The organism is Pseudomonas laurylsulfativorans, assembly GCF_002906155.1.
Taxonomy (GTDB): Bacteria; Pseudomonadota; Gammaproteobacteria; order Pseudomonadales; family Pseudomonadaceae; genus Aquipseudomonas; species Aquipseudomonas laurylsulfativorans.
The window spans coordinates 59,721-76,910 of the sequence record NZ_MUJK01000001.1 but is presented as its reverse complement, the minus strand read 5'-3'; the positions used below and the strand labels follow the sequence as shown (position 1 = coordinate 76,910).

At 59.6% G+C, this 17,190-nt stretch carries 14 protein-coding genes and 1 pseudogene; 6 read left to right on the top strand and 9 right to left on the bottom strand.

Annotated features, from left to right (window positions below; all coding sequences use genetic code 11):
• Positions 1-338 precede the first annotated feature (338 nt).
• Positions 339-794, top strand: a complete 456-nt coding sequence (locus B0D71_RS00320) for a VOC family protein (RefSeq protein ID WP_103392950.1) — start codon at positions 339-341, stop codon at positions 792-794.
• 84 nt (positions 795-878) lie between these two features.
• Here B0D71_RS00320 and B0D71_RS00315 read toward each other — a convergent pair whose 3' ends face one another.
• From B0D71_RS00315 to galB, 3 genes are read right to left on the bottom strand one after another with little or no spacing between them, the layout of a single operon-like run.
• Positions 879-1,967, bottom strand: coding sequence for a 4-oxalomesaconate tautomerase (locus B0D71_RS00315; protein ID WP_103392949.1), 1,089 nt, complete (start codon positions 1,965-1,967; stop codon positions 879-881).
• Between the two features lie 2 nt (positions 1,968-1,969).
• Positions 1,970-2,686, bottom strand: a complete 717-nt coding sequence (locus tag B0D71_RS00310) for a 4-carboxy-4-hydroxy-2-oxoadipate aldolase/oxaloacetate decarboxylase (RefSeq protein WP_103392948.1) — start codon at positions 2,684-2,686, stop codon at positions 1,970-1,972.
• The gene (gene galB / locus B0D71_RS00305; RefSeq protein ID WP_103392947.1) at positions 2,683-3,417 is read right to left on the bottom strand and encodes a 4-oxalmesaconate hydratase; all 735 of its coding nucleotides are present in this window, start codon (positions 3,415-3,417) and stop codon (positions 2,683-2,685) included. The genes B0D71_RS00310 and galB overlap by 4 nt, the downstream gene beginning before the upstream one ends.
• A gap of 157 nt (positions 3,418-3,574) precedes the next feature.
• Between galB and B0D71_RS00300 the strand changes: the two genes are divergently transcribed.
• On the top strand, positions 3,575-4,804 hold the full coding sequence (locus tag B0D71_RS00300) for a LysR family transcriptional regulator (RefSeq protein ID WP_103392946.1): 1,230 nt from the start codon (positions 3,575-3,577) through the stop codon (positions 4,802-4,804).
• Between the two features lie 64 nt (positions 4,805-4,868).
• Here B0D71_RS00300 and B0D71_RS00295 read toward each other — a convergent pair whose 3' ends face one another.
• From B0D71_RS00295 to B0D71_RS00285, 3 genes are all read right to left on the bottom strand, one after another.
• Positions 4,869-6,116: an OprD family porin gene (locus B0D71_RS00295; RefSeq protein WP_103392945.1), complete on the bottom strand. Its 1,248-nt coding sequence runs from the start codon at positions 6,114-6,116 to the stop codon at positions 4,869-4,871.
• Between the two features lie 122 nt (positions 6,117-6,238).
• Positions 6,239-7,501: a gallate dioxygenase gene (locus B0D71_RS00290; protein ID WP_103392944.1), complete on the bottom strand. Its 1,263-nt coding sequence runs from the start codon at positions 7,499-7,501 to the stop codon at positions 6,239-6,241.
• A 25-nt stretch (positions 7,502-7,526) separates the two neighbouring features.
• Complete coding sequence (locus B0D71_RS00285) at positions 7,527-8,864, bottom strand: MFS transporter (RefSeq protein ID WP_103392943.1); 1,338 nt, start codon at positions 8,862-8,864, stop codon at positions 7,527-7,529.
• Between the two features lie 475 nt (positions 8,865-9,339).
• Here B0D71_RS00285 and B0D71_RS31615 point away from each other — a divergent pair, with 475 nt between their 5' ends.
• From B0D71_RS31615 to B0D71_RS00270, 4 genes and pseudogenes are all read left to right on the top strand, one after another.
• Positions 9,340-9,654, top strand: coding sequence for a hypothetical protein (locus tag B0D71_RS31615; protein WP_240635648.1), 315 nt, complete (start codon positions 9,340-9,342; stop codon positions 9,652-9,654).
• Positions 9,655-9,660: 6 nt separating this feature from the next.
• Complete coding sequence (locus B0D71_RS00280) at positions 9,661-10,359, top strand: amidohydrolase family protein (protein ID WP_240635647.1); 699 nt, start codon at positions 9,661-9,663, stop codon at positions 10,357-10,359.
• Positions 10,360-10,500: 141 nt separating this feature from the next.
• Positions 10,501-10,791: pseudogene (locus B0D71_RS00275) on the top strand (GNAT family N-acetyltransferase); the annotation flags it as partial.
• A 95-nt stretch (positions 10,792-10,886) separates the two neighbouring features.
• The gene (locus tag B0D71_RS00270) at positions 10,887-12,020 is read left to right on the top strand and encodes a pyridoxal-phosphate-dependent aminotransferase family protein (RefSeq protein WP_103392941.1); all 1,134 of its coding nucleotides are present in this window, start codon (positions 10,887-10,889) and stop codon (positions 12,018-12,020) included.
• A 345-nt stretch (positions 12,021-12,365) separates the two neighbouring features.
• Here the strand turns inward: B0D71_RS00270 and B0D71_RS00265 are convergent, their stop codons facing one another.
• The 3 genes from B0D71_RS00265 to B0D71_RS00255 form a co-directional block, all read right to left on the bottom strand.
• Positions 12,366-13,775, bottom strand: a complete 1,410-nt coding sequence (locus B0D71_RS00265) for a DUF1254 domain-containing protein (protein ID WP_103392940.1) — start codon at positions 13,773-13,775, stop codon at positions 12,366-12,368.
• 179 nt (positions 13,776-13,954) lie between these two features.
• Complete coding sequence (locus B0D71_RS00260) at positions 13,955-15,502, bottom strand: arylsulfatase (protein WP_103393983.1); 1,548 nt, start codon at positions 15,500-15,502, stop codon at positions 13,955-13,957.
• A gap of 42 nt (positions 15,503-15,544) precedes the next feature.
• Positions 15,545-16,999 (bottom strand): DUF1254 domain-containing protein, encoded by a 1,455-nt coding sequence (locus B0D71_RS00255; protein WP_103392939.1) that lies wholly within the window; start codon positions 16,997-16,999, stop codon positions 15,545-15,547.
• Positions 17,000-17,190 lie beyond the last annotated feature (191 nt).

Sequence of the window (17,190 nt, the reverse complement as noted above, 5' to 3'; positions counted from 1 at the left end):
GAGTGACGGCAATCGCCAGAAGCAACCACTCACCCTTACTGATCGCCGCAATGACGCTCCGAATAGCGAGTAGGCAGAGATCTCAGTCCGCGCTTTTGCTGTCGGGGTGAAGGTGTAACTGCAATCTTCCAGTCGCGCTGTAATTGTCGACTCGTGTGAGTCAGCCACTGTGAAACCAAGCGTTTGACGGTAGTCATTGCCGGTGTCGACAAGATCATCACAACGCAAGAGAGTGGTTAGTGGCATGCTGGCCTCGGGCTGTGATTGAGCATTCTCGAGATCAGTACCCATTTCCCATCCATGGGTCAACAGGACGCCGGGGCAGCAGGAGGCACGCAATGGAACTGAAGTTCAGTCACATCGATGTACTGGTCAAGAATCTCGACGAAGCCTGTGCTTACTACGCACAGATACTCAACGCCCGGATCTCTAAAACGCTCGTCTGGGAACGAGGTGGTCTGCACGTTCGCTACGCAATTGCGCTGATCGGTCAAGAGCGTTTCATGTTGGTACAGCCGTTGGCCGGGAACCTGAGGGAGCTATTGGACTCCTCGGGGGAAGGAATGATTTATCGCCACTGCTATTCGACGCCAGATATCGAGAAGGCCTATGACGAACTGATGGTCGCCGGTGTTCAGCCAGAAGACGAAAACGGAAAGCCATTGGCCCGAGAGAACCTGGAGTCCCCGTCCGGGACACGCATTATCTGGTTGCCCAAGCGCTTCGGGCACTTCTCTATCGAAATCCTGGAAGACGAGGCGCTAGAGGCATTTGTAGAAGCGGCATTCGCCTGAGTAATGCCCGCTCAGCCAAAAGCGGTTACTCGGGCATTTGCCTGCCCGAACCCGCCGCTCCACCGGTGCCCTTCAACACAACGTTTAACTGCCCTGATTGCCTGGCCAAAGCGTCCGCGCAATACATACAGTGCCATCCAGAAGCAATCGGGCTGTTCTCATCAGACCGCAACTCATTAAACGATCATTTTCAAGGCGCAATGCTACGGTGAACTCTCCCGTGGGGTGTTCGACCGAGAGTTGCTTGATTTCGCCCTGAACGACACTCGCCACACCCGCCGCCACACTGCCCTCGATCAGGCAGGCAACAGCCACACTGACCGCACCGAACACGCCGATGCTGGTATGGCATCGGTGCGGAATGAAGGTGCGTGTGCTGAGTGCTCCCCCTGCTTGTGCGGGGGCAATCAGGCACATCTTGGGCACGTTACGCTGGCTCACGTCCCCCAAATTCATGCGTGGACCGGCCTGCAAACGGATCGATTCAAGCCGGGCCTTCAACCGGGTGTCGGCATCCAGTTGTTCAGGGTACTCGTAGCCACTGAGTCCAAGGTCCTCGGCACGGATGAGTATGACCGGCATGCCATTGTCGGCGCAGGTGACCTCTACGCCATCGAACACATCGACAGCGTTGCCGGTGGGCAGCAATGCTCCGCAACTGGAGCCGGCAACGTCCTTGAACTCAACGACCAACGGCGCACCGCTGCCGGGCACACCGTCAATCCGTGCGTCGCCGGCATAACTGACGACGCCATCCGGTGTCGGTACATGAGCAATCGCGATCTGCCCGGTGTTTTCCATGAAGATGCGCACCGGGGTTACGTCACCCGCCACTGCGACCAGTCCGCGCTCAATAGCGAACGGCCCGACACTGGCAAGGATGTTGCCGCAGTTCTGGCCGTAATCGACCCGCGGTTCATCGACCAGTACCTGTGCGAACAGGTAGTCCACGTCGGCTTCGGCACGCGCGGAGGGTTTGATGATCGCCACCTTGCTGGTCAGCGAGTCGCCGCCACCGATGCCATCGATCTGCCGCGCATCCGGCGAGCCCATGACCGCCAGCAATACGCGGTCGCGCAGTGCTGGCTCTTCAGGCAAGTCGCGAGCCAGGAAGTACGCGCCTTTCGACGTCCCGCCGCGCATCAAAAGGCAAGGAATACGTGTCTGGCCCATGCTCAGTCTCCGAGCTCATCGAGGCTGTCGACGTAGCGCAGGCCCTTTTCCGCAAGCCGCTGGCGCATGTTGTAGATGTCCAGCCCCAATTCGCCCCTGGCCAGGCGCATGGCTTTCTGCTCCTCCAGATCGGCCCGTGCGCGACTGGCTTCGACAACCTGCGCCACTTCGCCGCGACGCACGATGACCACGCCATCGTCATCGGCCACCACCACGTCACCCGGGTTGACCAATTGACCACCGCACACCAGCGGCAGGTTGACCGAGCCAAGGGTCTCCTTGATCGTGCCCTGGGCACTGATGGCACGAGACCAGACCGCAAACCCCATCTCGCGCAAGGTATGGGTATCACGTACACCGGCATCGATCACCAGGGCGCGCACACCGTGGGCCTTGAGCGAAGTGGCAAGCAGGTCGCCGAAGTAACCGTCGGTGCAAGGTGAGCTGGGGGCTACCACCAGAATATCGCCGGGACGGCACTGCTCCACGGCCACATGGAACATCCAGTTATCACCCGGTGCGACCAGCACCGTGACCACCGAGCCGCTGACGACCGTCCCCCGCTGAATCGGAGTGATTGAAGACGACAGCAGGCCTTTTCGCCCCTGGGACTCGTGGATGGTCGCGACACCGAAGCGCGCCAGTTCATCGACCAACGCCTGCTCGGCCCTGGCGATGTTGCGCACGACGACACCGGTTTTTCCGATCAGCTCGCTCATGCCAGGTTCTCCGTCACACGCGGGAAGATGCTCTGGTAGCCCTCGCCATAAACGATGTCACGGCTGGAGGTGATGCCGACGTTGCGCTTGGCCTGGACACCACGCTGCAAGGCGACGCGAGTGTAGTACTCCCAGAGATGCTCCTGACCGGCCATGCATTGGATGGCGGCATACTTCTTGTCCCAGACCGAGGTGATGTCCAGCAACACATCGGGACGCCATTGGCATTGCTCGGGCTGATGCGGTTCGAAGCTGTAGACCGGCGGCGCACCGACAATTTTCTCGCCCGGTTTGTAGCCTTCGGCCTGGGCGATGATGCGCGCCTCTTGCGTCAGGTTCATGGCCAGCGGGTGATCGTAGTTGTAAGGGTCTTTCTGCGAGTGGCTGAGGACGAACTCGGGCTGGACGCGACGAAACACATCCGCCAGGCGGAACAGTGTTTCCTTGTCGGCTCGCATCGGGTAGTCACCGATGTCGAAGAACTCGACGCTCGCACCGAGGATATCGGCTGCGGCCTGGGCCTCTTCGCGCCGCGCGCTTTTGACTTTTTCTTCGCTCATCTCACCTTTGCGCCACAGCTTGGCGGACTCACCGCGCTCACCGAAGGACAGGCAGACGATGTGCACGGCATAACCCTGTTGCGCATGCAGTGCGATGGCACCGCCCGCGCGCCAGACGAAATCGGCAGAGTGGGCGCTGACGACCAGCGCGTTTTTCGGTGACTCGATCATTGCGGATACTCCTCCTGCGTTTCGAACGAGCATCGCACCGCGACCCGCCCCAGGAGTAATGCATTGAAGTGTTTGAGGTATGCTTTTTTTTTATTGCCATCCAAACAGGGCAGCGGCATAGTCCAGCTCAAATGCCCCTTTGCAGAGCCCGTCCCCCATGGAATCCACCGAACTGCCCAGCCTGATGCACGTACGCGCCTTCGTTCGGGTGGCCGATCACGGGAGTGTTTCCAAGGCCTCTGTGGCGCTATTTCGCGCTCAGTCAGTGGTGACCCGATCGATCTCCGAGCTGGAGGCCTGCCTCGATGTGCCACTGTTCGAACGCCACGCCAATGGCATGCGCCTGACCGGTTTTGGCGAGCGCTTGCTGCCTCGGGCACGTCGTGTGCTGGCCGAGCTCGACAGTGTGCCGCGACTGCTCGATGGCGCGGATAAACGAGCGGTCGAGCCGCTGTACCTGTTCCAGGCCCGGCGCCTGCAAGTGTTCGTCAAGCTCTGCGAAACCCGGCACATGCAGACCGTAGCCAGCCTGCTTGGCCTGAGCCAGCCGGCCGTCAGCTCGACCATCAAGGTGATGGAAAACGGTTGCGGCCAACCGCTGTTCGAGCGCACACCACGCGGGTTGCAGCCAACCCGTGCCAGCCACGAAATCCTCTTTCCGATCCGTCGGGCGCTGAACGAATTGCGCCACATCGAGTCCGATATCACCGCTCTGCGCGGGACCTTGCAAGGCGTGGTGCAGGTCGGCGCCCTGCCCTTGGGCCGCACGCGAATATTGCCCGAAGCCATGGTGCGCATGATGGCCGAACACCCGGGCATCCAGGTGATCACCAATGAAAGCCCGTTTGATTTACTGGCGACAGAGCTGCGTGCCGGTGATGTCGATTTCATCTTTGGCGCCCTGCGTCCGGAGGCCTACGCCAGCGACCTGGTCGGCGAAGCGCTGCTCACGGAAGACATGGTGGTATTGGCGCGGCGCGATCACCCTCTCTATTCGAAATCCGCGCTGCACGATGAGCTTGGCACCGCCCGGTGGGTGCTGCCTCGTGCTGGCTCGCCGGCCCGGCAGATGCTCGATGAATGCTTCACCCGGTTCGGCATTGCGCCGCCCCGGCCGGTGGTCGAAAGCGCCGACATGGCGATCATTCGCGGCCTGTTGTTGCGCTCGGACATGCTCGCCGCAGTGTCTGCCCACCAACTGGATCAGGAGATCGCCTCGGGAGAGTTATGCATTCTGCCCCTGGAGCTGAAACAGACCACCCGGGCTATCGGTCTGACTTATCGCAATGGCTGCCTGCACTCCCCGGTGGCTCAGGTCTTGATGGATATGATTCGCCGGGTGATCCGCGAGCAGGCGGACCCTTCGAGTCAGACATTTCCTCTGTAACCCAAACATCGCCTTTGCTAATGATTTGCGCTGCCTGGCCTGCTCGCGAGGGCGGCGGTGAAACTTACAACAAACTGATCGGATAGCTGACAATCACGCGGTTCTCATCGAACTCATTGGTGCTGAAGCTCTTGCGAATACTCGAGTTGCGCCATTTGACGTTGAGGCTTTTCAGCGGACCGCTCTGCACCGTGTAGGCGAGTTCTGATTCACGCCCCCACTCCTTACCGTCGGTGATCGCGCCGGTGTGCACGTTATCGCCGCTGATGTAGCGGTTCATCAGGGTCAGACCGGGAATACCGAGGGCGACGAAGTTGTAATCATGGCGCAGTTGCCAGGACTTCTCGCGCGCATTGTCGTAGCTGTTGTTGTAGCTGTCATTGGCCAGGATGCCGCCGCTGGTGCCGTTGACACGCATCCAGGCATCGTCACCGGTGAGTTTTTGCAGGCCGACGTAGAAAGTGTTGCCGCCATACCGGGCCGATAGCAGCGCCGAGACGGTACGGTTGTCCAGGTCGCCGGCACGGGCACTGCCCTCTTCACCGCCCCGGAAATAGCCAAGGTTTGCACCCAGCGTCCAGGCACCAACGGGCTGGTTGTGGACCAGTTGCAGGTATTGTTGCTGATAGATGTCCTTGAGCTCGGCGTTCCACAGCCCGATCAACGTGCGCTTCTCGTTGAAGCTGTATTCGCCGCCAACGAAGTTGAAGCGATCAGACGTGAACGCGGTCTTGCCCTGCATGAACATGTCTTCCATGCTCGCATCGTTACGTGGACTGTTCTGCCGGAACTGCCCGCCGTAGAGGGTCAGGCCGTCGACCTCCTGCGAAGTGACCTGGCCACCACGAAAGGTTTGCGGCAACGAGCGACCGTCGTCGGAACGCAGGATCGGCAGCACCGGCATCCACTCCCCGACCTTCAGTTCGGTCTTGCTCACTTTCATTTTCCCGGCCACCGCCAGGCGACCGAAATCATCGGCGGGACGCCCATCGCCATGGATCGGCAACAACTGAGTGCCGCCGGTGCCCTTGCCACCATCGAGCTTGACCGAGTAGAGCCCCAGCGCATCCACCCCGAAACCCACTGGACCTTGGGTAAAGCCGGAGCGGAAGTCGAGGATGAAATTCTGGGTCCACTCTTCGGCCTTGCTTTGCGGATAGGCAGGGTTGGTGAAGTTTCGGTTGAAGTAGAAGTTGCGCAGGTTCAGGTTGGCGCTGGCATCTTCAACGAAGCCTGCAGCGGACGCTTGTAGCGGTAGTGCACAGATGGCTGCAAGCGAACAGACGACTCGATGATTAACGGCGGTTTTCATTGTTATTGTTTTCCGGTTTTTTGGGTAAAGGAAATGCCCTGCGCCCGTATTAACCGGGCACAGCAAGATCAAGAAAAAAGGATTGATAGCGGCCCGGGACGAGCCGCACTAACTGCCGATGATCAGCGCGGGTCTTTGCCCGCCACCGAGTAGAGCACCTGCTGGTTTCGGGTTTTCATGAACTCCTCCAGGCTCTGCCCACGCATGGCGGCGTAGACCTGCAAGTTGGGAATCCCGAGTACCGCCGCGAGTTTCTCCAGCACGAAAAAGATCGCCCCGTACTGGATCAATCCGCGCCAGTCGCGGCGGAGCAACAGATCCCGTTCCTCGTCGCTAAGGCCGCCTTCATCGAACAACGCTTGCGGCGCTTCGAGAAAACGCTGGCGCCATTGCGGCTCGATCATGCGATGCAGGAACTTGTTCAGGCGATAACCCTTGGCGCTGCGCTCCAGGGTGAACGGATAGGTACCCTCGAGCTTTTCGATGCCGGCCAACTGGTGCTGCATATGCTGCAAGTGGCGTGCGTTGACGTCGGCAGGCACCGCTCGATCCTGGTTTTCCAGCAACAGAGTCGCGATACCGGTCATCGATGGCAGGTAATAGTCCTGATGCAGATTTTTCACCGTGGCCGACAACGCGCCGCGCATGATCAGCCAGGTGATCACCTCCGAACCTTCCATCCCGCCCAGGGTGGCGTACTCGGCGTGGGTCATTTCGGTCAGGCGCAGCGGGTCGTTGACCAGCAGATCGATAAATTGCTCGTCCCACTGGGGATTGTTGAAACCGCAGCGCTCGCCATGCACCTGATGGGACACGCCACCGGTGGCGACAATGGCCACCTTCAAATCTTCGGGATAGCTTTCAATCGCGCGACGCAGGGCCTGGCCCAACTTATAGCAGCGCAACGCACTGGGGATCGGGAACTGCAACACCCCCACCTGCAGCGGCACGATTTGCACCGGCCAAGCAGGATCACACGGCAACAGCGCCGACATCGGCGAAAAGAAACCGTGGTCCAGCGGCTTGTCGCGGAAGAAGCTCATGTCGAACTCATCGGCCATCAGGCTTTGACCAATGTGCCGCGACAGCGCGGCATGCCCGCCCACCGCAGGCAGCGAGCGTGGATTGCCGCCTTCGTCGGCGACCTCGTAACGCTCATCGACGCCCAGGGAGAACGCGCCATAGTGGTCGAAGAAAAACGACGTCACATGGTCGTTGAAGATGTAGAACAGCACATCCGGCTGTTGCTCCTTCAACCACACCTTGATCGGTTCGAAGCCTTCGAAAATCGGCGCCCACGCCGCCTCATTCTGTTTATCGTGATCGACTGCAAAGCCGATGGTAGGTGTATGGGATACAGCGAGGCCACCGATGATGCGTGCCATGACGAATTCCTATGTTCAATAAAGATTATTGCGCCAGCACAGCCCGGTTGACCCGGCGCCGTGCATGACCGTTGGCCAGGATCGCCAGTGCGGCGATGAAGGCCGGCACGCTCAACAGGGCGAACAGAAACGGCAGGCCCAACCCGAGACTGAGCACCGCACCACCGATGAGAGAGCCAAAGATACCGCCGAAACGACCGATGCCGAGCATCCAGCTCACGCCCGTCGCACGGAAGTCCGTCGGGTAATAACCAGGGGCAAACGCGTTGAGGCCAGTCTGCGCGCCGCTCATGCAGAAACCTGCGGCGATCACGCCAAGCGCCAGCAGACTCGATTCCAGGCTGAAGGCCCCCAGCAGCAGGATGAACACGCCACCCAACGCATAGGAGGTGGCGATCACGCCGTTAGGATTGCGTCGGTCCATGATCCAGCCCACCACGATCGCCCCGACCGTACCGCCGATCTGGAACAGGCCGGTGATGGTGGCAGCACGCTCGATGGAGAGACCGCCTTCGCGCAACAGGGTCGGCATCCAGCCCATGGTCAGGTAGATCACCAGCAGGCCCATGAAATAGGTCAGCCAGAGCGCCAGGGTGCCGGCCCGATACCGTTCGGTGAACAGCATGCGCACCGGTGCCTTGTGCTGGGCCAGGGGTTCGGCGAGGGTGAAGTGTGTAGTTGCCGGGAATTGGCCCCCAAGCTTGTTCAGTACTTTGGCGATCTGGGCGGCTGGCGCATTGCGCGCAGCCAAAAAACGTGCGGACTCCGGCAGGAACAACCAGAGGAAAGGCAACAGCACCATTGGCAGAATGCCGCCAGCGAGCAACACCGATTTCCAGCCGTATAGGGGAATCAACCAGGCCGCCAACAAGCCGCCCAGCCCCGATCCCATGTTGAACCCGGTAAACATGATGGTGATGAACAACGAGCGATTGCGCTCTGGCAGGTATTCGGCAAGCAGCGTGGTGGTATTGGGCATCGCGGCCCCCAGGGCCACACCGGTCAATAGCCGCAAGGTCGCCAGCTCATAGGGGTTACGCGCAAACGCACACGCCAGGCTCAATACGCTGAACCCGGTCACCGCCAACAGCAGCACTTTCTTGCGCCCCACACGGTCAGCGTAAGGGCCAGCGGTCAGGGCACCGATGGCGAGCCCGACCATCCCGGCACTCATGACCGGGCCAAACGCGGCTTTGGACAACCCCCACTCCTGAATCAGCGAAGGCGCGATAAAGCCCATGACCGCCACATCGAGACCATCGAATAGAACAATGAAGAAACACAGGCTCATGATGAGCCATTGGTAGCCGGCAACCGGTCGGTTGTCGATCCACGCTTTGATATCGACCGTTTCGTGACTCATGTTTTCACCTTCTTATTTTTGTAGAAATACCGAACGGCCTGGAGATCGGTACAGGCCAGAGACCGCCCGACAGCCGAACGCTGGGCGTGACTTTAAAGCCGCCGTTGTCTGCGCCGCCTCTGGGAAATCCTTAAACGGGTATCTGTTTTTTTTATCGGAAGATTTACAGCGCGTCACAGCGCGGCCAAACAGCGTGGCTTCAAGGCCCGGGTCATTGCCCAATGCACACGAACTGCCCTCTTGACCGGCAGTCTCGTCTTGACCCACAACCTCAACACTAATAGCGCTGGCGCGGGCCTTTAGCCCTGGTGCCCGGTCCTATGGAAATGCCCATAAAAAAAACCGATACCTGCTTAATGACTTCACAGACGACGCTCGCAAAGCGCTTGCTTTAAGGTCGGTGCCACTGTCTTGACGGCGGTAGAGGTGAATGACTCTCGGTAGCTGCACATACTAATAAAATAAGGGTTTGAACATGACCACGCGTCTCGATGACACCCGCTTGTCCCGTCGCTCGCTGCTCAAAAAAAGCTCCGTTGTGCTGACAGCCAGCGCCGCGCTTGGCATGCCGATCCTGAGCCAGGCTTCACGCAACAACATGCAGAGTTCAGGCAATGAAGGCACCGATCAATCGCCAGGTACGGTTATGGACTCCCAACTACTCAGTCTGTTGTCGCAACCCAAGATCGATTGCCACCATCATGTGATCGACCCTGTCCAATACCCCTACCCTGCTGACTCGACCTACCAACCGGCAGGACCTGAGGTCGGCCCTGCGGCGTATTACTAGCAGGTCATGCAGGCTTATGGCATTCGCCATTCAGTGATCGTGCAGCCGACGTCTGCCTATGGCTATGACAACAGTTGTCTACTGGACACGCTGGCTCGCAACAAGGGCCGACAACATAAAGGTGTGGTCGTGGTGCCGAACGACGTCACCAGCGAGACGCTCGCGCAGTACAAGGCGCAAGGTGTCGTCGGTGTGGCGCTCAATGCTGCGCTGCTGGGTCCGGAGCGCTTTTTGAAGATCGACGCCTTGATGGGGCGCCTGGCCGAGCTGGACCTGTATGCCCAGATCCAGGTAAAGGACAACCAGCTGCTTGCGCTGTTGCCCTTGCTGCAGCGCACACGGCCCCGTGTGCTGATCGACCACTCCGGCCGGCCCGATGCCAGTGCCGGCCTGCAGCAACCGGCCTTCCAGGCACTCCTGTCTCTGGCCAGCAACGGACGCACCTTTGTCAAACTCTCCGGGCTGTCGCAATACTCCAGGCAACGTTACCCCTATGCCTATGCCCAGCCATACCAACTGGCACTGCTGCAGGCGTTCACTGCCGAAAACTGCATGTGGGGCACGGACTGGCCGTTCTTGCGCGCGCATCAACACATGGAGTTGGGCACCGTTCTGACAAACTTCGGCGAGCTGTTCCCGAATGCCAATGACCGCCACCAGATACTGTGGGAGACCCCAAAACGCTTGTTCGGCTTTACCGCCTGATCCAAAACGTCACGGATAAACCGGATTGGCTCGGCATCTCGCGATGCCGCTATTGCCCGCAGCCTATGGACGGAGCGGCTGATCATTGCGAGAAAATGGCAAGGTCGGGGCGGTGCAGTTTGGCTACGGCCGCTCAGTCGTTTGCTGCCCCTCTCAACAGGCGGCCAGAAGCGGCCGTACGCGACGCGAGCATTTGGTGTCAGTTATCAAACTGCTGTCGCATACCGTGATGAACAGTGGAAAGTTAGAGCCTCATCAACCGGAACAGCATTGTGGCTGGCACTCGAGAAAGGTAGGCCAGTCGGAATGATCGGTGCCGCAGTCAATAGCGCGCATCGCTTTAACTTGATAGGAATGTGGGTTGAACCTGCTGCACGGGCCTCGGGAGTGGCAACTCAGTTGGCAGACGTTGTGAAAGCTCGCGCCCGCTCGACAGAAATCGCCATTCGATCCCGAGCAATCTTGTCATTTGCCAAGGCTTAGGGCAGGGTCGATACCACTGACATCTCTGCCAAAGGAGTCACCCCATGTCAAAGCTATATCCCAGTATCGATCCCGAGGGGCTGGTCGAGTACTCAGTGGTCTACACCGACCGCTCGCTCAACCACATGTCGCAGTCATTTCAAGGCGTGATGAAGAACATTTCCACGACCCTGAAACAGGTCTACAACGCCCAGGCTGTTGCGGTGGTCCCGGGCAGCGGCACATTCGGCATGGAAGCGGTGGCGCGACAGTTTGCCACCGACCAGCAATGCCTGGTGATACGCAACGGCTGGTTCAGTTATCGCTGGAGCCAGATCCTTGAGATGGGTAACATCCCGGCGGCCACCACGGTGCTCAAAGCCCGCCCCGTCGACACCGGTCGCCAGGCTGCCTACGCTCCACCCCCTCTGGACGAAGTACTGGCAGCCATTGCGGCTTCGAGGCCGCAGATTGTCTTCGCCCCCCACGTTGAAACCTCTTCAGGGATTATCCTGCCCGACGACTATCTGCGAGCCGTCGGCGATGCCGTGCATGCGGTGGGTGGCCTGTTCGTGCTGGACTGCATCGCCTCAGGCACGATTTGGGTCGATATGCACAAATGCGCAGTCGACCTGCTGATCAGCGCACCGCAGAAAGGCTGGAGCGCCTCCCCTTGCTGCGCCCTGGTGATGCTCAGTGCTTTGGCCCTCGAGCGCATCGAGCAGACGCAAAGCAGCAGCTTCGCCTGCGACCTGAAAAAGTGGCTGCAGATCATGCAGGCCTACGAACAGGGCGGACATGCCTACCATGCGACCATGCCCAGCGATTCCCTCGCGCGATTTAACGAAGTGATGAAAGAGACGCAAGCCTACGGTTTCGACAAGGTCCGCGGCGAACAACAGGCTCTGGGCGATCGGGTGCGCGAAATGTTGACCGGCAAAGGCATCAAAAGCGTGGCCGCAGCCGGCTTTCAGGCCCCTGGCGTCGTGGTGAGCTACACCGATGACGCCGACATCAAGAGCGGCAGGAAATTTGCCAACCACGGCCTGCAGATCGCCGCTGGAGTGCCGTTGCAATGCGACGAGCCGGCCGACTTCCAGACCTTCCGCATCGGTCTGTTCGGACTCGAAAAGCTGCACAATATCGAGCGCACGGTCAGCACCCTCGAGCAGGCACTGGACGAGGTGATGGTTAACTAAGCCCTCATCTTGCCCGCAGCACATACCGAACTTGTGAATTCCAGGAAGGCATCCTGCCCTGGGCACGGCCGGCCCATGGAGTTGATCTTCGACGAGTATGGCGCTTGTCGCCTGGATGCCATGTTAGAACCATAAGAGAAAGCCCGTGCACGCGTCGCACTGACACGTGCACCCTTCAGCGCGATCAAAAAAGGGTTCCAACGAAGCCTTTCACGGGGCGGATGATGGGTGGCTGTCTGACTTGGATCGCCCCAAAGCTGACTGTGGCAACAGGCAGAAATCGGGCCAATAGCTGACGTTCCGTCGAAGCTACTGGCCAATGAATCAATGTAAACGTCCTGGTGCTCAATTGACCTTGTTCAGCTGGGGAAGCTGCCACTTGCCCGAGAGCACATCCTCTGAAGGCTGATACAGGCGCAACAAAACGTAGAACCCGCCTTCCGGTGCCGGCAGCCAATTGGCGGCATTTTCTCCCTGTGGCTTTTTGTGGGAAATGGGGATGGTGATTGAACCGTCCGCCGCGACTTTCAACCCCTGTGTATCGGTGCCGACCTTGTAACGACTGATCTCGTTATCGACGAGCATCTTGTCGCTGGCGTCATACATGGTCAGCGACCAGAAGGCATTCACCGGCGGTGCCGACGCCAATTTGACCTCGTATTGATTGGCCCCCGTCAGCGGCTGATTTTTGCTATCCGTGAAGCGGATCGGATACATCGCTTCGTGTTCACCCTGGCCACCCAGGTATGGCCCGGCCACCATGGCGCGCAGCGGGTAGTTGTAGCCAAAGCTGTCGAGACCGGTCACCCAATTCCAGCCGTTGCGTACTTCGGAGGTGCTGGCCAGCGACGCAATCGCCACGTAAGGCGCATCCTTCAAACCTTGCTCCAGGCCTTTGCGCGTGGCCGGGTTCAGCTTGTCGGAGGAAAAACCCTTGTCTGTCAATCCGATGCGGGCGAACTGGGCGAACAGTGCAGAGTCGGCAGGCTTGACCGGATTGTCTTTGAGCGCTGCGGCCAGCTCCGTGAAGAAGCCCAGCGGATCGTCCGTCTTCGGCAACGCAGGCAACATTTCATCCTTGTACGTCTTGCCACTCAAGGGCACGACACTGAACTGTTTCTGCAAGGCAAGGATCGGTGCCACATCTTCACCCTGCTTGACGTGAATGCGCCCCCACAGCCAGATTTTTTTGGTCGAGACGTCGAGGCGCTTCGCATCCTTTGGCAGTTCGCCCTTCCAGCCCGGCGGCACCAGGACGAATTTCCCGGCCTTGGTACCGGTGGTACGCCGCCCTACGTAATGCTCAAGTTCTTGCCACATATTGAACACATCGACCACGTAATAACGGTCATGGGTGTCGGGCACGGTCAGCACGTAGGGCTCGGTCAGGTCCAGCACCGCGCTCATGTAGTAGGTGTCATTGTTGGCGGTGGGCATGTCCTTGGCGGACGGTGACGCCAGCGAAGTGGCCCAGCCGATCTGGTTCAGGCCTGCCCGGTAACTGGTGTCGGGCTTGGGTGAGGGAACCTTGGTGTACTCACGTGCCACTCGTTCCATGCGCACCAGCGGGTAACCCCAGTTGTAGGCCGAGATCGCCAGGCTGTAGCCATCGGCCTGCATGCCCTTTTCCACTGCATCGGGGGTTGCCGGCGTGGACAGCAATAAATCCGGTGTGGCGGCTTGCGCGTGCATGGCGCCGCCGAGCGCGGCACACAGGGGCAGAATACAAAACAGGAACTTGCGTGATGAAGTCATATCGAGCGTCCTTTCATAAGGCTGTGCGGCGGGCGCAACCCGTCTGAAGCGCCAGCCTGACGACTGAATGTCTGCAAGAACCCTAGGCACAGGGTTCCGGCTCGTCAAACGGGCGCGGGCAAATTTGAGCGTTGCAAAAAAACGATGGCCGGATATCGGTTCCTCCGGCCATCAGCCCTTCACTGGGTCTGGTAATGCATGAACTTCTCGACCATCTGGTCGGCGGTGAACGTGGCCGGACGTTGGCGCGGAGGGAATTGCTGGAAGGTGCCAAGGAATTGCTGGACCCGCACCAGGGCCGGCATGGCGACGATGCCGACTTTTTTGTCCCACCACTGGTTGTAGTTGTTGGAGTCAGTGTCCGCACGCTCGAACGGATCGCGTCGCAGGTTGAAGACCTTGGGGATGCGCAGCTCTACAAAAGGATCACGCCACACATCGAATTGGTGCGCCCGCTGCTCGGCGAACACCAGTTTCCAGTCACCGTCACGCACGCCGAGCAATTTGCCGTCGTCGCTGAAGTAATAGAAATCGGTACGTGGACCCTTGGCTTCCTTGCCTTCCAGGTACGGCAGGAAGTTGTAGCCATCCAGATGCACCTTGAAGTTTTTCGCGCCGGCCTTGTATCCCTTGAGCAACTGTTCCTTGACGTCGGTGACCCCTGCGGCGGCGAGCAAGGTTGGCATCCAGTCCTGGTGCGACATGACCTGGTTGGAGAGGGTGTCGGGCTTGATGTGGTTCGGCCAGCGGACGATGGCCGGTACGCGGAAACCGCCTTCCCAGTTGGTGTTTTTCTCGCCGCGGAACGGGGTGATGCCTGCGTCCGGCCACTGATTGAAGTGCACACCGTTGTCGGTGGAGTAGATGACGATGGTGTTATCGGCGACACCCAGTTCGTCGAGCTTTTTCAACAACTGGCCGACCTGGTCATCATGTTCGAGCATCCCATCGTTGTACTCGCCCTGCCCCGACCTGCCGGCGACTTTGTCGCTGATGTGGGTGTAGTAATGCATGCGTGTGGAGTTGAACCAGACAAAGAACGGCTTGTCCGCCTTCACGGCCTTGTCCATGAAATTGGTCGAGGCCGCGAGGAATTCTTCGTCTATGGTTTCCATGCGTTTTTTCGTCAGGGCACCGAGGTCCTCGATCTTGCCGTCGACAGTGCTGTGAATCACGCCGCGGGGACGGAACAGCTTGTCCATGGCGGGGTTCTTGGTCCAGTCCGGGTCTTCGGGACCTTCTTCGGCATTGAGGTGATAGAGATTGCCGAAGAACTCGTCGAAGCCATGGTTGGTCGGCAAGTATTCATCGCGGTCACCCAGATGGTTCTTGCCGAACTGCCCCGTGGTGTATCCGAGCGGTTTGAGCAACTCGGCGATGGTTGGGTCTTCCGGCTTCAGGCCCACAGCGGCACCTGGGATGCCGACCTTGGTCAGGCCGGTGCGCACCGGATGCTGGCCGGTGATGAAGGCCGCGCGCCCCGCCGTGCAGCTCTGCTCGCCGTAATAGTCGGTGAACATCACGCCCTCTTTGGCTAGGCGGTCGATATTGGGCGTCTGATAGCCCATGAGGCCGTTGCTGTACCTGCTGATGTTGGTGATGCCGATGTCATCACCGAAAATCACCAGAATATTCGGTTTGTCTGCGGCCATGGCCTGTGACGTAACGCCTGCCGCGAGCAATGCGATCGCACTGCACCAGCGCTTGAGCGTGGAGCTCGAATTCATCATCCCTATCTCCTGATTGTATTGGTTGTATGGGTGTATCTGTCAGTCCAGACGCACAGCGCCTGGCGGCGTCCATTCGCCGCTGAGCACCTCGGCCTTTGGCCAATAGGTGCGGATGGTCACTTCGAAATCACTGCTGGGCGCCGGGAGCCAGTTGCTTTGCTTGTCCTTGCCGGGCGAGTCGTGCTGCACATACAGAGTCAGCGAGCCGTCGGCGTTGAACTTCAGGCTTTTGCTGTTTTTTGTGCCCAGGGAATAACGGTCAAGGGCGTTGGGGGCGAAGAAGTGCTGAGGGTCGTACATGGTCAGCGACCAGAAGCCGTCCGCCGGCGGTGTCTGGCCTTTGGGAAAGGTCAGGGTGTATCGATGATCGCCCTGCAGACGCTGGCCTTTGTCGTCCACTTCAAGGAAGAAGTAGCGGGTTTCTTCGGGTTGATTGGTGTACATGTTCGACTTGGCGGTGGCCATGCGCGTGAGGTAGTCATTGCCCCAGCGCGCCACGTTGGTCGGCGAGTTCCAGCCATTGGGCAGCCGTGAGCCATTGGTCTGGAACGAGAACAGCGGCGATACCACCTTTTCTTCAGTGTCGATGGCGGCCTTGACGATGGCGGCCTTGACCGCCGGGTCCTTGGCGGCGGCATCGAGCAGCGCCTTCATCATCGCGTAGCGGCTTTCTTCCCCGGCAAGCGGTGGCACCTTGGCGAGCACTTCAGGCAGCTGATCGAAGAAAGTCTCGGGGTTCACCCAGCGCACTTCCGCAGAAGTCTTTTGCGGCGCAGGGAAATGCGGTGTGGCCTTCCAGTCCTTGGTGACCGTCTTGCCGGTGTACCGGCTCAGCGGATAAACCACCACCTGGTTGAGGACCGACTGAATGGCCTGGCGGTCTTCGGCACTGTCGTCCAGAAAGACACGCGGGCCAACGGCGACCAGTTCGGTAGGCGACTGGATGACCTGGGTGATGCCCTCGGGCACGCTGCCCTTCCAGTTCGGCCCGACCACCAGATAGTTGCCGGGTCGGGTGCCATACTGTTTGCCCAGTCTGGAGAACTCTTCACTGCGGGCATCATAAAGCGCATACACCCAGTAACGATCAGCGAAGTCCGGCACCTGCAAGACCATTGGATCGTCGTCGGTGGCGCCATAACCAAAGCCATACACCACGTCCTGGTTGGGGTGCGCGATCCAGCGTTGCTCCGGCGTGATGTAGTCGGTGAGCATGCTGATATAGCCGGTCGGCGCCGCCGGCAGAATGCCGCCCACTAATCCCGGTTCCGGAGCCCGGGAGAAGGACGTGCGGCGGTTGAAGGCGTTGACGATCGGCCAACCCCACAGGTAGGCGTCCTGGGCGATGACTGTGGCGCTGGCAGGTGTGATGACAGTGCCGGTCGGGACACCCGGGATCGCGGCGGCTGGTTTGCCGACGCCAGCCTGGGCGCCGCCTGCCAGCACAACGACCATGGCAAGGGCCAGCAAGGAGTAGCTGAAGGTGTTCTTCATTGGATTAACGCTCCTTTGGATGAAAAAAACCCGGCTCAACAATGAGCCAGGTATCTCGGCAATGACTCCGACAAGCGTCGATTCACTTTCAAACCTGTGTAGGAGCGAGCGCTCCGGGCGGCGTTCCGACGATGGTGGACCAGACAACGCGGGCATTCAGGTACCCGCGCGTTATCGTTGACGTCTCTCGC

What these genes read in the sequence shown, in the direction of transcription:
- B0D71_RS00320 (WP_103392950.1), top strand. Translation starts at nt 339, where the DNA reads ATGGAACTGAAGTTCAGTCACATCGATGTACTGGTCAAGAATCTCGAC.
- B0D71_RS00315 (WP_103392949.1), bottom strand. Translation starts at nt 1,967, where the DNA reads ATGGGCCAGACACGTATTCCTTGCCTTTTGATGCGCGGCGGGACGTCG.
- B0D71_RS00310 (WP_103392948.1), bottom strand. Translation starts at nt 2,686, where the DNA reads ATGAGCGAGCTGATCGGAAAAACCGGTGTCGTCGTGCGCAACATCGCC.
- galB (WP_103392947.1), bottom strand. Translation starts at nt 3,417, where the DNA reads ATGATCGAGTCACCGAAAAACGCGCTGGTCGTCAGCGCCCACTCTGCC.
- B0D71_RS00300 (WP_103392946.1), top strand. Translation starts at nt 3,575, where the DNA reads ATGGAATCCACCGAACTGCCCAGCCTGATGCACGTACGCGCCTTCGTT.
- B0D71_RS00295 (WP_103392945.1), bottom strand. Translation starts at nt 6,116, where the DNA reads ATGAAAACCGCCGTTAATCATCGAGTCGTCTGTTCGCTTGCAGCCATC.
- B0D71_RS00290 (WP_103392944.1), bottom strand. Translation starts at nt 7,501, where the DNA reads ATGGCACGCATCATCGGTGGCCTCGCTGTATCCCATACACCTACCATC.
- B0D71_RS00285 (WP_103392943.1), bottom strand. Translation starts at nt 8,864, where the DNA reads ATGAGTCACGAAACGGTCGATATCAAAGCGTGGATCGACAACCGACCG.
- B0D71_RS31615 (WP_240635648.1), top strand. Translation starts at nt 9,340, where the DNA reads ATGACCACGCGTCTCGATGACACCCGCTTGTCCCGTCGCTCGCTGCTC.
- B0D71_RS00280 (WP_240635647.1), top strand. Translation starts at nt 9,661, where the DNA reads ATGCAGGCTTATGGCATTCGCCATTCAGTGATCGTGCAGCCGACGTCT.
- B0D71_RS00270 (WP_103392941.1), top strand. Translation starts at nt 10,887, where the DNA reads ATGTCAAAGCTATATCCCAGTATCGATCCCGAGGGGCTGGTCGAGTAC.
- B0D71_RS00265 (WP_103392940.1), bottom strand. Translation starts at nt 13,775, where the DNA reads ATGACTTCATCACGCAAGTTCCTGTTTTGTATTCTGCCCCTGTGTGCC.
- B0D71_RS00260 (WP_103393983.1), bottom strand. Translation starts at nt 15,502, where the DNA reads ATGAATTCGAGCTCCACGCTCAAGCGCTGGTGCAGTGCGATCGCATTG.
- B0D71_RS00255 (WP_103392939.1), bottom strand. Translation starts at nt 16,999, where the DNA reads ATGAAGAACACCTTCAGCTACTCCTTGCTGGCCCTTGCCATGGTCGTT.